The sequence below is a fragment of the Sphaerisporangium sp. NPDC051017 genome (assembly GCF_040683095.1).
Classification (GTDB): domain Bacteria; phylum Actinomycetota; class Actinomycetes; order Streptosporangiales; family Streptosporangiaceae; genus Sphaerisporangium.
This window is the reverse complement of record NZ_JBFBCI010000052.1, coordinates 1-15,791: the sequence shown is the minus strand read 5'-3', so window position 1 is coordinate 15,791 and position 15,791 is coordinate 1. Positions and strand designations below refer to the sequence as shown.

Here is a 15,791-nt window from a genome sequence, read left to right as displayed (position 1 = left end):
GCCCGGCGCGCGGGAGCGTGGGGTCAGCGCGGGAGGTGGAGGCGGACGGTGCCGGTGGCGTGGTCGCCCAGGCCGACCGTGCCGCGCACCTCGACCGTGACCTCACCGGCCTCGTAGGCGGCGACGGTGCCGTTGAAGATCAGCGTGTCGCCGGCGTACGCGGGGACGCCCAGCCGGACGTTGATGCTGCGGATCAGCGCCTCGGGGCCTGCCCAGTCGGTGACGTACCGCTCGACCAGGCCCATGGTGGTCAGGATGTTCAGGAAATCGTCCCGCGCGCCCGGGTCCTCAGATTGCGCCCGCCTGTCGTCCATGCCCTCGGGTGCGGCCGAGAGGACGTTGACGGAGGTGACGTCAATGCGCAGCGGGGGCAGGGCTGCGCCGCACTCGATGTCGTCTTCCGTCAGTGTGCGCATCACGGCTCCCGGAGCGCCCGCAGGGGCGAATACCAGCTCCTCGTCCGCCTCGCGGCGGGTCACCCGCACCGGCATATCTATACCCACCTTCTCCGCGTCGCATTCAGCAATGTTTCCGGCAATTCACGGACCTTCAGGTAATTCCATTACGGTCACGACAAAAGGCGGCACGGTGCCCGGCATGGGCGAGCCGTGGTGCCCGGCGAAGCCCGCGAGCCTCACCGAACCCGCTCGTCACCACCCATTTTCCGGCCTCCCGTCCCGCGCGAAGGGCACACCGGTCCCGGCGGGGGCCGGAACTCGCCGCAGGCCGGGAATTTCTGGATCTGTGGCTCGCCTGCCCGTCCACCGTCCCAGAAAATCGCGGCATCACGGTTGACCACGGCATTCAGAGGATATGACGGCCGCTCCTCAGACCCGGCTTTCTTCTCCCGGAGAAGAAACTTCAATACCCGGAACATCATTTCCCTCACCGGCTCGCCGTCGGAACACCACACAACCGGTCATGCCATGAAATATCCCACCCTGACGACTTCTGCCGCGCACCGGCCACGCCACCAGATCACCCTCGAACTAGAACAGATTCCAATCTGCACCCGAGGCCGCTTTTGGGAACGCTTCGGGAGCCCGGCCCCCCACCCAAACCGCATGGAAGACCGGCATTCCCCACAACCGGTCGGTAACAAAGCCCGCTTGCGTCCTATCCGGTAACGTGTTCTCATGCGATCCCCGCATGCCGCCCCCGTCACCCCCGCCGCCCCCGACGGCGGCGAGCACCCGGCGCCTCCCACGGCCTCGGCGGCCGCCGGCGTCCGCACGCGCAGTCAGCACCAGCGGCGCAAGCGCATCGTCCAGGCCGCCGCCGCGCTCGCGTCCCGGGGCGGCGTCGAGGCCATGCAGATGCGGACGGTCGCCGAGCGCGCCGGGGTCGCCCTCGGCACTCTTTACCGCTACTTCCCCTCCAAGATGGATCTCGTGGTCGCCGTCGTCAGCGAAGAGATCGACCTGCTGGAGGCCAGCATCGAGCGCAGGCCGCCGAGCGCCGCGACCCCGGCGGGCCGCGCGGTCGACGTGCTGATGCGGGCCACGCGCGGGCTCATGCGCGAGCCGGAACTGGCCGACGCGCTGATCCGCTCGCTGATCATGGCCGATGTCGAGACCCCCTTCGGCGACCGCATGGCCGGACTGCTGCTGCGCGTGTCGGCCGACGGCCTCAGCCTGGAGTCCGCCGACGAAGAACAGTACGCGCTGGCCGGGTCGCTCGCGGGCGTGTGGGTGCACGAACTGCTGGAGATGCTGCGGGGCCGGCGTACGTACGAGCAGGTCCAGCGGCGCATCGAGATCGCGGCGGGCCGTCTGTTCGCCGGCCTCGGCGCCTGAGGTGAACGGCGCCCGGCGGGGCCACGAGCATGCCGACCGGGCCTGGAACACCCGCGACACACAGGCCACATCTGAGGCCCCCGGTGCGCGGTCCTGTTCACGACAGGGTCACATTGACCACTTACACTCATAGACATCCGATGTCTCGGCAGCATCAGCGTTGTTGCGCGCGTATATAGGGTGGTGACTTCGTGGCGGTCACAGACGCTGCGATCGAAAAGATCAAAGGAATGATCGTCTCCGGCGAGCTCGCCCCCGGCGCGCGGCTGCCCAAGGAGGCCGATCTCGCGGAACGGCTCGGCCTGTCCCGCAACTCGCTGCGCGAGGCCGTCCGCGCGCTCGCCCTGATCAACGTCCTCGACGTGCGCCAGGGCGACGGCACGTACGTCACCAGCCTGGAGCCCCGGCTGCTCCTCGACGCGCTGTCGTTCGTGGTCGACTTCCACCGCGACGACACCGTGCTGGAGTTCTTCCAGGTCCGGCGCATCCTGGAGCCGTCCGCCACGGGCATGGCGGCCACCAACATGGACGACGCGGACATCGCCGAGCTGAAGACCATCCTCGACGCCCTGCCCGAGAACCCGAGCATCGAAGAGCTCGTGGCCAACGACCTGCGGTTCCACCAGTTCATCGCCAAGGGCTCCGGCAACACGGTGCTGGCCTCGCTGATCGAGAGCCTGTCCGGCCCCACCACCCGGGCCCGCATCTGGCGCGGTCTCACCCAGGAAGGCGCCGCGGCCAAGACCCGCGAGCAGCACACCGCGATCTACGAGGCCATCTCCGCCCGCCAGCCCGACATCGCCCGCGCCTGGGCGACGGTCCACGTGGCGGGCGGCGAAGAATGGCTCCGCCGGGCCCTCTGACCCGGTCCCGCCTCCCCCATGCCTTACGGCTCACGCCGGCCTGGCGCCCGCCACCGTCCCCGCATGGCATCCTGACCAGGGCGAACGCCCCGAGCGCCCGGTAAAGAAAAATCTCCCGTGATTTCATCGCACGGCACGTCGATCCGGGCGGGTCTCGCGCGTCGGACTCCATACCGAGCCCGGACAGGGCATCGCGAAACACCCGGAAGGAACTGACATGGCGAAATATCTGATCCTGATCTACGAGGACGAGGCCTCCTGGGCCAACGCGGGCCCCGAGGACTACGAGCGGGCGATGAAGGAGCACACCGCGTTCGGCGAGAACAACCGCGACGTCCTGCGCGGCGGCGAGGCCCTGCACCCGGGTTCGATGGGCACCAGCGTCCGCAAGGACGCCTCCGGCGACTTCGTGGTCACCGACGGCGCCTTCTTCGAGACCAAGGAGGGTCTGGGCGGCTACTACCTGATCGAGGTGGACGACCTCGACCAGGCCATCGCCGTCGCCAAGCAGGTCCCCGCCCCGTACGGCGGCGTCGAGGTCCGCCCGGTCATGGTCTTCAGCTGAGACAAGTTCCCATGTCCCGGGCGATCGTTCACGCACCTCGGCCTCACGGGTCCGGCCCGCCCGGATCCCCGGCCACGACGCCCGGGACCGGGACGTGAACCCCGCCGTCGCCGACGCGGTCGCGGACGCGCACCGTCGCGAGTGGGCCTTCGTGCTCGCCGCGACGGTCCGCGTCACCCGCGACCTCGACCTCGCCGAGGAGTGCGTCCAGGACGCGTACGCGAAGGCCCTGGCGACGTGGGACGAACGGGGCATCCCGGCCAGCCCGGGGGCCTGGCTGACCACGGTGGCGAAGAACCGCGCCCTGGACCTGCTGCGCCGGGACGCGACGATGCGCCGTTCGCTGCCCCTGCTGCTCGACGAACAGACCACCCCCGAACCCCCCGAACCCGACGGCTCGCCGGTCGAGGACGACCGGCTGCGGCTGATCTTCACCTGCTGCCATCCCGCGCTGTCCGAGCAGGCGCAGGTCGCCCTGACCCTGCGCCTGCTGTGCGGGCTCACCACCGCCGAGGTCGCCCACGCGTTCCTCGTCAGCGAGACGACCATGGCCGCCCGCATCACCCGGGCCAAGAAGAAGATCGCCACGGCCCGCATCCCGTACCGCGTGCCGCCCGCCGAGGACCTGCCCGCGCGCATCGACGCCGTCCTCACCGTCGTCCACCTGCTGTTCACGACCGGCCACACCGCCCCGGCCGGCGACACGCTCGTCCGCCACGACCTGCTGGACCGTTCGCTCGACCTGGTCCGCATGCTGCGCGCCCTGCTGCCGGGAAACGGCGACGTCACCGGCCTGCTGGCGCTGATCGTGCTCACCCACGCGCGCAGCGCCGCCCGCGTGGCCGGCGACGGCCGCATGCTGCTGCTCGCCGACCAGGACCGCACCCGCTGGGACCACGCCGCCATCGACGAGGGCGTCGCGCTCGTCCGCGAGTCGCTCCAGAGCCGTCCCATCGGCCGCTACGCGATCATGGCGGCGATCGCGGCCCTGCACGCGGAGGCGCCGTCCTGGGAGGAGACCGACTGGCACGAGGTGGTCTGCCTGTACGACCTCCTGCTACGCGTCTGGCCGTCCCCGGTCGTCGCCCTCAACCGTGCCGTCGCCGTGGGCTTCGCCGACGGTTTCGCCTACGGCCTCAAGGAACTGGACGACCTCGCCGCCGACCCCCGCCTCGCCGGCTACCCGTACCTGCCCGCCGCCCGCGCCGACTTCCTCCACCGCCTCGGCCGCACCGCCGAGTCCCGCACCGCCTACGAACAGGCCCTGACCCTCACCGACAACACCCTCGAAAAAACCTTCCTCACCACCCGCCTGAACGACCTCGGCCCCGACCAGAATCACCCACCGGCGAACCTGCGAGGACGAGGCCCCACCCGGCGTAACCGCGATTGACTTCCGCAGTCGTTCGACTACGATAGGTCACGCGCGGTCGGGTTCGAACCGCGAAGTGAGGCCGGGCTTCCCGCCGGATGACGGGCACCCGGCCATCGCGTTTTCACCCCCATCCCCGAAACCCTTCCGCCCGCACCCACGCGAGCACCGGCCCTAGCGCTTCCACATACTCACCCCCACGCCCCAGCAGGCGAGCGGCGACGGCTCCCGCGACGATGTCCGGCAACCAGAGCAAGGGCTCTTTGGCCGATGAAGCATGTTCCACGGTGAACCGAGGCGGACGCCCCGCCGCGTCGCCGCGTCGCCGTCGGCACGGCGACCGCGATGGCCGCGATCCACGGCGCCGGAGTCGTCCACCGCGATTTCAAGCCCGGCAACGTGCTGATGGGCCCCGACGGGCCGCGCGTCATCGACTTCGGCATCTCGCGCGTAATGGACACGACGGCCACCACCGGCAGGGTGCCGGTGGGCACGCCCGCGTACCTGTCACCCGAGCAGCTCAAGGGGGAGCGCGCGGGCCCGCCGGCGGACGTGTTCGCCTGGGCCCTCACCGTGGCGTTCACCGCGGGCGGCCGGCACGCGTACGCGGCCGGCACCTTCGAGGCGATCCTCGGCCGCATCCTCTTCGGACGGCCGGACCTGGACCCGCTCAGCGGGCCGCTGCGGGAGCTCGTCGCCGACTGCCTCGTCGAGGACCCGGCGCGGCGGCCGACCGCCGACGAGGTGCTGCGCCGGCTCATCGCCCGCAGCGCGGCCGGGGTCGCCTCGTCCGGAGAGGTGCTGAAGGCGGGCGCGGGTCTGGCGGCGGAGGGCGCCGGGGAAGCGGAGGGGCCGGCGACGCTGACCTCCCTGCCGCCCGTGGGACGGCGGCGGTTGTGGTGGCCCGCCGTCATCGCCGGGAGCGCCGTGCTGGTGGCCGGGGTGGCGGCGGCCGCGGTGGCGTGGCGGGATTGCGGCGCGACGCCGGGCGCGTACGCGGGGCGGTGGACGGGTAGCGCCGAGCATCCGACGGCGGGGCGCGTGTTCCCTGTGGAGGTGCGGCTGGGCGACGCCACCTCGACGTGGGACGGGCCGGGCCGCATGCGGTGGGGGGAGGACCTGCGCTGCGCCGGGCGGCTTTCCCTGACGGAGGACAACGGCGTGACGGCGACCTACAGGCTCGACCAGGTGCGCGGGAAGCAGTGCTTCCCGGGCACGCTCGCGCTCAGATCCACGGCCGACGGCCGGGCGACGTTCTCGGTCACCCGGGACGACGAGCCGGTCCCGCGTTACTCGGGGACGCTCGCCCGCACGTCCTGAACGGACGCTCGGCCCCTCGCGCGTCATCGCGGGAAGCCGGCGTCACACCGGCCCCGGCGCGTCGCTGCACGACCGGGCGGGCGTCAGAGGTCAGAAGTCGGCGTTGACGCAGGCGAGGCGCGGGCCCGCCGTTCCGGCGTGGCCGGCGTCGGTGTGGGTGTGCTCGGCGTGGATGACCACGGAGCGCGGGTGGCGGTCGGTGAACTTCCAGTCCAGGGCGGAGCGCGCGGAGGCGTCGCCGTGGGCGTCCGTGGTGAAGTCCAGCCAGACCTCGTTGCGGGCGTTGGCGTACTTGGGGTCGGTGGAGGGGGTCTTCGGGTCCTGCTGATGCTGGTAGTGCGGGCCGGCGTCCTCTCCCTTGGCCCCGCACGGCTTCATGTGCACGTGCGCGCCGTAGGAGTGGTTCGGGAGCAGGCCGTTGACGCGGAGCTGGACGATCGAGTGCCCGTCGTTGCCGGGGAGGTACCCGACGGCCACCGCGGCGCCCGCCGGGACGAGCTTCTGGTCGTAGGTGGTGGCCACCTGCCCGGCGGTGTACGGTCCGAAGCGGCCGAGCGCGAGGATCGGGTCCTGGCCGCTCGTGGAGCGCACCGGGGCCTGGCGACCGTGCGCGCCGGGGAGGGCGGCGCCCGTGCTGAGCAACGTCACCGGCAAGAGCAATGCCACCATTCCCGCACGGACCGCCATCATGACATCTCCCTTTCCTCGCCGGGGCCGACGCCTAGTCGTCGGCTTTTGCCGATATACCCGGACATCACGCTGGGTTGGGCCAATGTCGCGTTAAAAGTCCACAATGCATGCCCCTGAGCAGCGCGAACACCGATCCCACCGACGGCCGGACAGGGAAAGGAAATCACCGCCCAGCGGCAGGTGTCATCGCATCGACGGCGTCCAGAATGCCGCCCCCCCCCGCACGGTCCCCCGTTTCCGGACAATCCCGCGCATTTCCCGCACTCCACCGGCAATGGCCGCCCCCAGAGGGCAGAAAAGGGATAAATCCCGAAAAGTCCCCCATTAAGCCGACCCCGGGATCACACGTGCAACGCGTACGCCGCCCGGGCCGTGCCCTCGAAGACCAGATCGCGCTCGGACATGCTCAGCCCACCCGTGAGGCTCCGCGCGAGCTCCACAACCTGCCCGTAGGAGGCGGCCGGCTCGCACGCCGGCCCGTCCGACCCGAACATCACCCGTTCGGCCCCGAAGCAGGACAGGAAATGGCCGGCGTACGGTGCGAGGGCGGCGACGTCCCAGGACCGCCAGTCCACCTCGATGACGAGCCCGGACAGCTTGCACATCACGTTGTCGAAGTCTGCATCGCCGCCGAGCCGTCCTCGCAGGTCATGAGCTCGTCCGGCCTCGTCGAGGACGGCGGGCGCTCTTCCCCGGGCGGTCCGACTCGCAGTAGCTTCACACGTCCCCCTCGCAATCATCCGACGTCTTGAGCGGAAAGATTACGCGGAGATAGGCCAGCACCAAGAGCGCAGGTCGACACTCGGAACATTCATCCGATGCCCATTTCATAACGAAGGCGCTCCACGAGATTCGTACGGTGACATGCTGGATACGGTCCGCCATGCGCGGTGGTCGCGGCCCCGGCGCCACGAGGGCGGCCCGGCACGCCCGTACCCGCGGCATAGAACACGTTCTAGAATTCTCGAGCACGCTGCCGATCGAGTCTCTGGGTGGTCAAATGGAAATCAACCTCGTCGACCAGGACCATTACGCGCGGTACGGCGCACCGCACGAGCAGCTCAAGTGGCTGCGCGACAACGACCCGGTCTTCTGGCACGAGGGTGACGAGGAGCGCGGCTGGCCGGGCTTCTGGGCGATCACCAAGCACGAGGACGTCGTCCACGTCTCCCGCAACTCGGAGATCTTCTCCTCCGCCAGGAGGCTCGCGCTGTTCAACGAGGTCCCCGAGGAGCAGCTCCTGCTCCAGCGCATGATGATGCTCAACCAGGACCCGCCGGAGCACACCCGCAGGCGGTCGCTGGTCAACCGCGGTTTCACGCCCCGGCAGATCAACACCCTGGAGACCCACATCCGCGAGATCTGCCACGAGCTGATCGACGAGGTCGCGGACAAGGGCGCCATCGACTTCGTCACCGACGTCGCCGCGCCCCTCCCCCTGTACGTCATCTGCGAGCTGCTCGGTGCGCCGGTCGAGGACCGGAACCAGCTGTTCGAGTGGTCCAACCGCATGATCGGCGCCGAGGACCCGGACTACGCCGGCGGGCCGACCGACGGCGCCGACGCGGCGATGGAGGTCTACGCGTACGCCAACAAGCTCGCCGCCGAGCGCCGCGAACAGCCGCGCCCCGACATCGTCACCAAGCTGCTCCAGCCCGACGAGAACGGCGAGACGCTCAGCGAGAACGAATTCGACCTGTTCGTCCTGCTCCTCGTCGTCGCGGGCAACGAGACCACCCGCAACGCGGCCTCCGGCGGCATGCTGACCCTCTTCGAGCACCCCGACCAGTGGGAGCGCCTCGTCCGCGACCCCGCCCTCACTGGCACGGCCTCCGACGAGATCGTCCGCTGGGTCTCCCCCGTGAACATGTTCCGCCGCACGGCCACCCGCGACACCGTCCTGCGCGGCAAGCAGATCAAGGAAGGGGACAAGGTCGTCGTCTTCTACTCCTCGGCCAACCGGGACGAGGACGTCTTCGCGGCCCCGGCGTCCTTCGACATCGCCCGCGACCCCAACCCGCACATCGGCTTCGGCGGCGGCGGCGCCCACTTCTGCCTCGGCAACCACCTCGCCAAGCTCGAACTGCGCGTGCTGTTCGAGGTCGTCACCGAGCGGCTGCCCAACCTGCGGCAGACCGGCGAGGCCAAGCGGCTGCGCTCCAACTTCATCAACGGCATCAAGACACTCCCCGTGGAGGTCTGAGCGACGCCCCCGCCGCCACCGGAGGTCTGGGGCCGTCGCCGAAGGCCTGAGCGGCACCATCGCCGACGCCGGGGCCCCTACGGAGGGGCCCTGTGGAGGCCCGGCCGTGCCGGGGCCCGGCACTTTAGGGGCCCCGGCTTCGGCCCGCGCGCCTGTCCGCGGGCCAGGACCCCGGCTTACGATGAGCGTGCCCGATCATCCGTACCGGCGGAGGCGCAGATGTCCCCCACGCTCACGGCCGGCGGCCCGCGCGGCGCGCGGATCGCCCACGGGCTCGCCGCGTCCTACGAGGAACTGGCCGCTCTCATGGAAGGCCTCACCGACGGCCAGTGGCGCGAGCCGACCCGCTGCGCGGGCTGGGAGGTGCGCGACGTCGCCGGGCACGTCACCGGCCTCGCGTCCGACGTCGCGAACGGCGCCGTCGGCAGCCGCACCGGCGACCAGCAGGCCGCCGACCTGCGCGAGCTGTCCCCGCCTGAGATGGCGGAGAGCCTCAGAGGCTCGGCCGCGGCGATCGGACGGTTCCTGGACGGGCTCGGCGAGGACACGTGGCGCGCGCCGAGCGGGATCGGCACCGACACCTTCGAGCAGAGCTACCGGCGCCTATGGAACGACCTGTACGTCCACACCGACGACATCCGGACGGCCCTCGGCCTGCCCTCCGGCCGCGGTCCCGCGCTGGCCGCCAGCGTGGCGCACATGGAGGACCGGCTGAAGCGGGCCGGCTTCGGCCCCGCCCGCGTCCTTCTCCACGCTCCCGGCGACACCGCGCCGGACGTTCCCGGTGGCGTGCTGGAGCTGGTGTTCGGGGACGCGGACGGCGCGCCCGCGACGCCGCTCACCGACCCGCTGCGGTTCGTCCTCGTCGCCACCGGCCGCGTGGACCCGTCCGAGCTGGGCCTGCCGCCCGAGGTCAACATCTACCGGACGTACTCCGGACGCCCCTGACGCCGCGCGCGGACCACTCCCCATCCCGCAGCCGCCGAGGCCCCGCCGCGCTGGAGTACACCCGCTGAGGCTCGATCGACATGACCGCCGGCCTGGCCCTCGCCGCGACCCTCGCCCGCTGCGCGCTCACGGTCCCCCTCGCGGGGGCCGGCTGGTGGTTCGTCCAGGAGAAACTCACTCTCACCCTTCCCCTGGCGGTCGCCGGTGCCCTCACCTGGGTCGTCCGCAAGCGGGAACGAGCGGTGTTGGTGAGCGGGCGGTCAGGAGAAGCCGAGGCGGGCCAGGGGTTCGACCAGTTCGCGTTCCTCGTAGGAGAGGTGGGACAGCAGCGCGTCGGTGAGCAGGTCCACCGCGGCCTGGAGGGACTTCAGGCCGTCCGGCTCGGTCACCAGGGCGACCAGCGCTTGGTCGACGCCTTCGAGGACCTCGTGGATCACGTGGTGTTCCTGCTCCAGGCGGTCGACGACCGGCGCGAGGCCGGGCATGGCATGGCGCAGGTGGGGGAAGACGCTGGCGTCCTCCAGCGTGTGGTGGGTGGTGACCACCCGACAGTAGGACTGGCAGTAGACGCCGAGCGTCCAGTTGTTCTGCCGCATGGTCATCTCGTTGATCTGGGAGCGGGCGGTCCCGGGGTCCATCGTCCCGGCCACGACCTGCTCGACGAGCCCGCGCAGGTTGCGCAGCTCTTCCCGCAGGTGGTCGTGCACGTCGATGAGGTGACGGCCGGCGGCCTGCTCGTGCGCGGTGTAGCGGCGGCCGAGGTCGGGCGCGGGGCCGGTGGGGCGGGTCGTCTCATCCCAGACCCGCACGTCGCTGAGCCGGGTGCCGTCGTCGGGGGTCGGCACGACCGCGAGCGCCGAGGTGGGGACGGCGGGCCGGGCACGGGTAGGCGAGCTGGACGGGGTGGTGGCCGCTGAAGCGGTGACCGCCGAGGTCGTACCCGGTGAGGTCGTGTTCGGTGAGGCCGTGTTCGGTGAGGTCGTGTTCGGTGAGGCCGTGTTCGGTGAGGCCGTGTTCGGTGAGGTCGTGGACACCGCGGCCTGCTCTCGGTCATCGGCGGCGCCGCCCGGCTGCGAGCCCTCCGACGGCGGCGGGTTCGTCCGTCCCGCGCGCTCGGTCGCGACCAGTTCCTGGACGGCCGGGGCGACCTCGGCGGCGAAGCGGCGGATCACGTCCGGGTCGTCGCCCATCACGATGTAGCCGCTCATGCCCTGCGTGAGGGTGAGCTCGGCGAGCTGCTCGGCCCACACGTGCGCCGGTCCGTTGAGGAAGCCCGTCCCGCGCGCCGCGAACGTGCCGGCGATGTTGTACAGCCGCCGCACGTCGGACGGCTGACGCCCGGCCTCCAACGCGGCCTCGTCGATCATCGCGTTCATCGCGGGCAGCTCGTCCGGCCCCGCGTACGGGCTGCTGGGGAGCCATCCGTCGGCGAGCCGTCCGGTCAGCGCGAGCATGCGCTTCTTATACGAGCCCACCCAGATGCCGACATCGTGGGCGGGCGCGGGGCCGGGGTGGGCGCCCCATACGCGGTAGTGCGCACCGTCCACCCGGACCGTCCCACCGTCGGCCGCCCAGATCGCCCGGATGATCTCGATGGCCTCCTCCAGGGCCTCGACGCCCTGCGGCGGGGTGAGCCGCCGCCCGCCCATCGCGGCGACGCCGTCCCAGAACGCCCCGGCGCCGAGGCCGAGCTCTACCCGCCCGCCGCTGAGGATGTCGAGGGTGGCCACACTGCGGGCGAGCACGGCCGGCGGCCGCAGGGGCAGGTTGGCGACGTTCGGGGAGACGTGCACGGTCGAGGTGGCGGCGGCGATGACCGACAGCAGCGTCCAGGTGTCCAGGAACCGCGCCTGGTAGGGGTGGTCCTGGACGGTCACCAGATCCAGGCCCACCTGCTCGGTGAGCTGGGCGAGCGCGACGACGCGGTCGGCCTGGTCCGCCTGTGGGGTGATGAAGGTTCCGAACAGCAACTCGTGCCCGTAGTCGGCCATGTCGCTTCCCGCCGTCTCAGTCAGGTGGTCGGTACGCGAGAGATAGTATGTGAAACAGAAGAGTTGTCAAACAGAAGGTTGCAGACTCAAGGATCGGCCCCGCACCGGACGACCTCCCACCGCTTCGCAGGGCACACGATCGAGCCGAGCGAAATCACTCTTCCACGCTTTCCGACGCGTCCGGCCCAGATCGGCGAGCACGCATTCTCGCGGGCGGAACGGTGGATATGCCCGCACGCGGGACGGTACACATGTCCGTAGGCGGAACGGTGCGCGAACGGGAGTTTTCGCGCGTTGCTCGACCTCCTGGGCGCGGCGAAGGTCCATAGTGGCGCGGGCTTCGCGTCGATACGCTTGGAGCCCGCGCTCGACGTCCATGGAGGAGCTCATGGCCCCTGGCCCCCTGCAGTCGGGGGATCCCCCCGCGCTGGGCGCGTTCCGGCTCGTCGGGCGCCTGGGCGAGGGCGGGCAGGGAGTCGTCTACGAGGGGCTGGACCCGTCCGGCGGGCGCGTGGCCGTCAAGGTCCTCAAGGGCGGCGCCGATCCGGACACCCGCCGCAGGCTGGCCAGAGAGCTGGAGTCGGCGCGCCGGGTGGCGCCCTTCTGCACGGCCCGCGTGCTGGCGGCCGACCTCGACCGAGCCGATCCGTACGTCGTCAGCGAGTTCGTCGCGGGCCCGTCCTTACAGGAACGGGTGCGGGACGGCGGCCCGCTGCGCGACGGCGACCTCGACCGGCTCGCGGTCGGCACGGCCTCCGCACTCGCGGCCATCCACGGCGCCGGGGTCGTCCACCGCGACTTCAAGCCGGCCAACGTGCTGCTCGGCCCGGACGGCCCCCGCGTGGTCGACTTCGGCATCGCCCGGCCGCTGGACGCCAGCACGGCGCCCTCGGCGCTGTCGGGCACCCCGCCGTACATGGCGCCCGAGCAGCTCAAGGGCGTGCACGGGTCCCCTGCCGCCGACGTGTTCGCCTGGGCCGCCACCATCGTCTTCGCCGCGACCGGACGGCCCCCGTTCGGCAGCGACACGATCGCCGCCGTCTTCAACCGCATCCTCACCCAGGATCCCGATCTGACCGGCGTTCCCGAGGGCCTGCGCGCGACCCTGCTCACCTGCCTCACCAAGGACCCGCAGGCGCGCCCCTCGGCGCGGTCGCTCCTGGTACGCCTGGTCGACCCGGGAGCCGCCACCGTCACGGTCCCCGAGGTCGGCCCGGTCCCGACCGCGTACGTCCCCGCCGGCTGGTCCGGCACCGGCCCTGCCGGTCAGGGAACGCTTCCCTACGCGCCTGGCGCCGGGCCTGCCGGACAGGGGACCGTTTCCTATGCGCCCGGCGCCGACCCGGCCGGCCATCAGGTCCCGGGGCCACCCAGGCCCGGCGGTCTGCACGGCCTCGGGCCAAGCGGTCCGAATGGACCCGGTGCGACCAAGGTGCTCCCGGCTGACCCCGGAGCGCCCACGACCATACGTGCCACCACCGTGCCCCCAGAGCCTGTCGGGACATATCCGGCGACGCCGTACCGCGAGCGCAGCACGCGGAGGACCGGACGCGCCGTACCGCTGACCATCGCGGCCGTGGCCCTGGCGGGGGTCGCCACGACGGGCGTGCTGTACGCGAACGGGACGATCGGCCGCTCGCCCGGTGGAACCCAGGCGACCGATCAGGCGACATCCGGCAAGACCAAGGGCCAGGAATCGACGGCACCAGCCTCGGCACCGTCGTCCGCTCCGGCCGCGACCACGGAAGCGCCGGCGCCCACGCAGGCATCCGACCCGACCGGCGCCTCCGAACCGGCGTCTGGACCGACGTCGGCTCCGCCGCCCGCCCAGGGCGGCGGCATCCCGGCGACCTTCGCGGGAACCTGGACCGGACAGATCGAGTCCCAGGACAGCCGCAAGGTCACGTACAACCTGACAATCACGATGCGGGCCGGACAGAGCATCGCGCAGTGGGCGCACGACGACTGCCGTCAGCAGGCCACGCTCACCAGCGTTACCAGCGGCACGGAGCTCCTGTTGAGGGTCGAGCAGAGCTACCCATGCCCGGGCGGAGACGCGACCCTCAAGCTGAGAGATTCCCAGACCTGGTTGGACAATGTATGGCAGGAGGGCGAAGGCGGGTTGGAGTACCGCGGAAGCCTCCGCCATTCCTGACCGTTCAGCCGGTCCGCACCGCCCTGAGCGTTCGAGACCGGCCCGCACGTTCAAGAGCCCGCGCAGTCAGGACCGGCCCGCACGTTCGGGACTAGCCCGCGCGGTCAGGACCGCCCCCCACGTTCAAGGCCGGTCCGTGCGGTCAAAGCCGCGTGCGCGCCGCCCGTTCGAGCGGCGCGCACATCACCCGTTCAGCCGACGGGCGATTGGAATGAGATCGACCGTTCAGCTGGCGCGGGCGATCTGGAAGGAGTACGTCCCGGCCTTCGCCGCGCCTGCCCTGACGACGAGCGCGTAGCGTCCGCTTGCGTTCGCGAGGGGGATCTCGAACTCGTTGCCGCACAGCGGGTAGGGCTGCCGGGCCTCGGCGACGCTCTTCTGAGCCGCGTCGAAGAGTTCCATATCGATGTTGCCGCACTGGCCACCGATGATCTTGATGGCGGTGGCGCCGTCCGCGTCGAACTCGAAGCGGTCGATCCGCCCCGGCGGGTCCAGCCGTCCCGCTCCGCCGGGGCTGCCCTCACCGATCTTCAGGCCGATCGCGGCGGGGAACGTGCGCACCTTCACGGTCGCGATCCGGAAGCTGTACGCCCCGACGACGTTCGTATTGCCCCAGACCTCCAGCCGGTGCTTGCCCACCTTGGTGAGCTTGAACAGCGAGGTGCCGTAGCTGAGGCTGGCGGGGGCCGGCCCCAGCGGCTCACCGTCCACCTCGGAGTACACCTGGAACTGGATGTCGGCGCCCTCCATGTCGGTGACCCAGAACTCCCTGGCGTCGCCCAGGTCCAGGGTGAACTTGTCCCGCTGCCCGGCACGGGTCAGCTCGGACGAGACCGTGCTGCCGTCGACGAGGACCCCGCCGGGCGCGACGGGTGCCGCGGCCTTCTCCGCGGTCCCGGTTTCCAGGGGTGTGCTCTCGCTCTGCGGAGGCGTGCTCTCGGCCGGGACGGGCGTGTTCTCCGCCTGCACCGGAGTGCTCACGACGGGCGTGCTTTCACTCGGGGCGGGGGTGCTCGCGACGGGCGCGGTCGCCACGCCTCCGCTCACCTGCGCGGAGGGGGTGGCGTCACCGCCCGTGGTCCCGATACCGGCGAGGCCGCACCCGGCGAGGGCGGTGAGCGCGAGGACGACGGCACCGTGCCGAACCGGTGCGAGGAGGCGCGATGCGCAGAAGTTCGTCATGTCCGTCATTCTTGGAGAGCCCGCTTACAACCCGGTTGCCGCACACTTTCCATTTCCGACACAACTCCGCATCGCCGGACTCGGGTCACCTCGTTGGCATTCATTCCTCACGCGGAGGGGACGGCGCGGCAGACGTCGACGAGGCCCGTCCTCGGCCGTGACCGGCCGTCGTTTGTGAACACCCCCCGCCGATACTTAGTGACGAACACCAAGTGCGCGTGAAGGTTGCAGACGACATGCCGCCCGCCGCGCACATCCGGGTCCGGTTTCCATCCCGGTGACGCAACGAAACGATACGATCACGGTGTGGCGAAGGTAAAGCAGGCGCGGGCGCATGTGGCCCGCCTGGAGTTGAGCACGGCCCAGGCGGCGGTGCTGGACGGTCAGGCGCACACCGCCCGCGCGCTGTGGAACCTGCTGCACGAGTACGCCACCTTCCGGCAGGGCCGGTTGGCGACGTTGAAGCAGTGCGACGAGGCGATCCGGGCGGCTCGTCGTGAGATCGACTGGATGGGCCGGCTGCCCGCCCAGGCCGCCCAAGCGGTGCTGAAGACCTACCGGCAGGCGTGGGCGAACTTCTTCGACCCTGATCACCCCGCGGGGCGCCCGACGTTCAAGGCCCGGTTGCGATCCCGGCCCGCTGTGGATGTGCCCCAGGCCCGCGATCTGCAGATCAAGCGGGTCGACCGGCGGTGGGGTGCGGTCA

Annotated in this window: 13 protein-coding genes and 2 pseudogenes; 9 read left to right on the top strand and 6 right to left on the bottom strand. The window is 71.2% G+C overall.

Annotation, left to right across the window (positions count from 1 at the left end; genetic code table 11):
- Positions 1-23 precede the first annotated feature (23 nt).
- Positions 24-491, bottom strand: coding sequence for an acyl dehydratase (locus AB0M95_RS31065; protein ID WP_363772181.1), 468 nt, complete (start codon positions 489-491; stop codon positions 24-26).
- 645 nt (positions 492-1,136) lie between these two features.
- On the opposite strand from AB0M95_RS31065, the gene AB0M95_RS31060 reads away from it, so the two are divergent.
- The 5 genes and pseudogenes from AB0M95_RS31060 to AB0M95_RS31040 all read left to right on the top strand — a co-directional run.
- A complete protein-coding gene (locus AB0M95_RS31060) occupies positions 1,137-1,796 on the top strand; it encodes a TetR family transcriptional regulator (RefSeq protein ID WP_363772178.1) in 660 nt (219 codons plus the stop codon).
- A 191-nt stretch (positions 1,797-1,987) separates the two neighbouring features.
- Positions 1,988-2,659: a FadR/GntR family transcriptional regulator gene (locus AB0M95_RS31055; protein ID WP_358511575.1), complete on the top strand. Its 672-nt coding sequence runs from the start codon at positions 1,988-1,990 to the stop codon at positions 2,657-2,659.
- A 217-nt stretch (positions 2,660-2,876) separates the two neighbouring features.
- Positions 2,877-3,224 carry a YciI family protein gene (locus AB0M95_RS31050; protein ID WP_363772175.1) on the top strand — a complete coding sequence of 116 codons (348 nt, stop codon included), beginning with the start codon at positions 2,877-2,879 and terminating at the stop codon, positions 3,222-3,224.
- A 94-nt stretch (positions 3,225-3,318) separates the two neighbouring features.
- The gene (locus AB0M95_RS31045) at positions 3,319-4,617 is read left to right on the top strand and encodes a sigma-70 family RNA polymerase sigma factor (RefSeq protein ID WP_363772172.1); all 1,299 of its coding nucleotides are present in this window, start codon (positions 3,319-3,321) and stop codon (positions 4,615-4,617) included.
- Positions 4,618-4,923: 306 nt separating this feature from the next.
- Positions 4,924-5,916, top strand: a pseudogene (locus AB0M95_RS31040) (serine/threonine-protein kinase); the annotation flags it as partial.
- Positions 5,917-6,006: 90 nt separating this feature from the next.
- Here the strand turns inward: AB0M95_RS31040 and AB0M95_RS31035 are convergent.
- The gene (locus tag AB0M95_RS31035) at positions 6,007-6,606 is read right to left on the bottom strand and encodes a superoxide dismutase family protein (protein WP_363772168.1); all 600 of its coding nucleotides are present in this window, start codon (positions 6,604-6,606) and stop codon (positions 6,007-6,009) included.
- Positions 6,607-6,947: 341 nt separating this feature from the next.
- Entirely contained in the window at positions 6,948-7,346 is a 399-nt protein-coding gene (locus AB0M95_RS31030) for an amidohydrolase family protein (RefSeq protein ID WP_363772166.1), read from the bottom strand.
- A gap of 260 nt (positions 7,347-7,606) precedes the next feature.
- Here AB0M95_RS31030 and AB0M95_RS31025 point away from each other — a divergent pair, with 260 nt between their 5' ends.
- Positions 7,607-8,809, top strand: coding sequence for a cytochrome P450 (locus AB0M95_RS31025; protein WP_363772164.1), 1,203 nt, complete (start codon positions 7,607-7,609; stop codon positions 8,807-8,809).
- Positions 8,810-9,028: 219 nt separating this feature from the next.
- The gene (locus AB0M95_RS31020) at positions 9,029-9,757 is read left to right on the top strand and encodes a maleylpyruvate isomerase family mycothiol-dependent enzyme (RefSeq protein WP_363772161.1); all 729 of its coding nucleotides are present in this window, start codon (positions 9,029-9,031) and stop codon (positions 9,755-9,757) included.
- Positions 9,758-10,017: 260 nt separating this feature from the next.
- Here AB0M95_RS31020 and AB0M95_RS31015 read toward each other — a convergent pair whose 3' ends face one another.
- Positions 10,018-11,748 (bottom strand): LLM class flavin-dependent oxidoreductase, encoded by a 1,731-nt coding sequence (locus tag AB0M95_RS31015; RefSeq protein WP_363772158.1) that lies wholly within the window; start codon positions 11,746-11,748, stop codon positions 10,018-10,020.
- Positions 11,749-12,136: 388 nt separating this feature from the next.
- Here AB0M95_RS31015 and AB0M95_RS31010 point away from each other — a divergent pair, with 388 nt between their 5' ends.
- Positions 12,137-13,903 (top strand): protein kinase, encoded by a 1,767-nt coding sequence (locus AB0M95_RS31010; protein WP_363772155.1) that lies wholly within the window; start codon positions 12,137-12,139, stop codon positions 13,901-13,903.
- A gap of 225 nt (positions 13,904-14,128) precedes the next feature.
- On the opposite strand, the gene AB0M95_RS31005 is transcribed toward AB0M95_RS31010, so the two are convergent.
- Both AB0M95_RS31005 and AB0M95_RS31000 read right to left on the bottom strand, forming a co-directional pair.
- Entirely contained in the window at positions 14,129-15,085 is a 957-nt protein-coding gene (locus tag AB0M95_RS31005; protein WP_363772152.1) for a hypothetical protein, read from the bottom strand.
- A 107-nt stretch (positions 15,086-15,192) separates the two neighbouring features.
- Positions 15,193-15,339 carry a transposase gene (locus tag AB0M95_RS31000; RefSeq protein ID WP_363772149.1) on the bottom strand — a complete coding sequence of 49 codons (147 nt, stop codon included), beginning with the start codon at positions 15,337-15,339 and terminating at the stop codon, positions 15,193-15,195.
- Positions 15,340-15,391: 52 nt separating this feature from the next.
- Here AB0M95_RS31000 and AB0M95_RS30995 point away from each other — a divergent pair.
- Positions 15,392-15,791 (top strand): annotated as a pseudogene (locus AB0M95_RS30995) (RNA-guided endonuclease TnpB family protein); the annotation flags it as partial.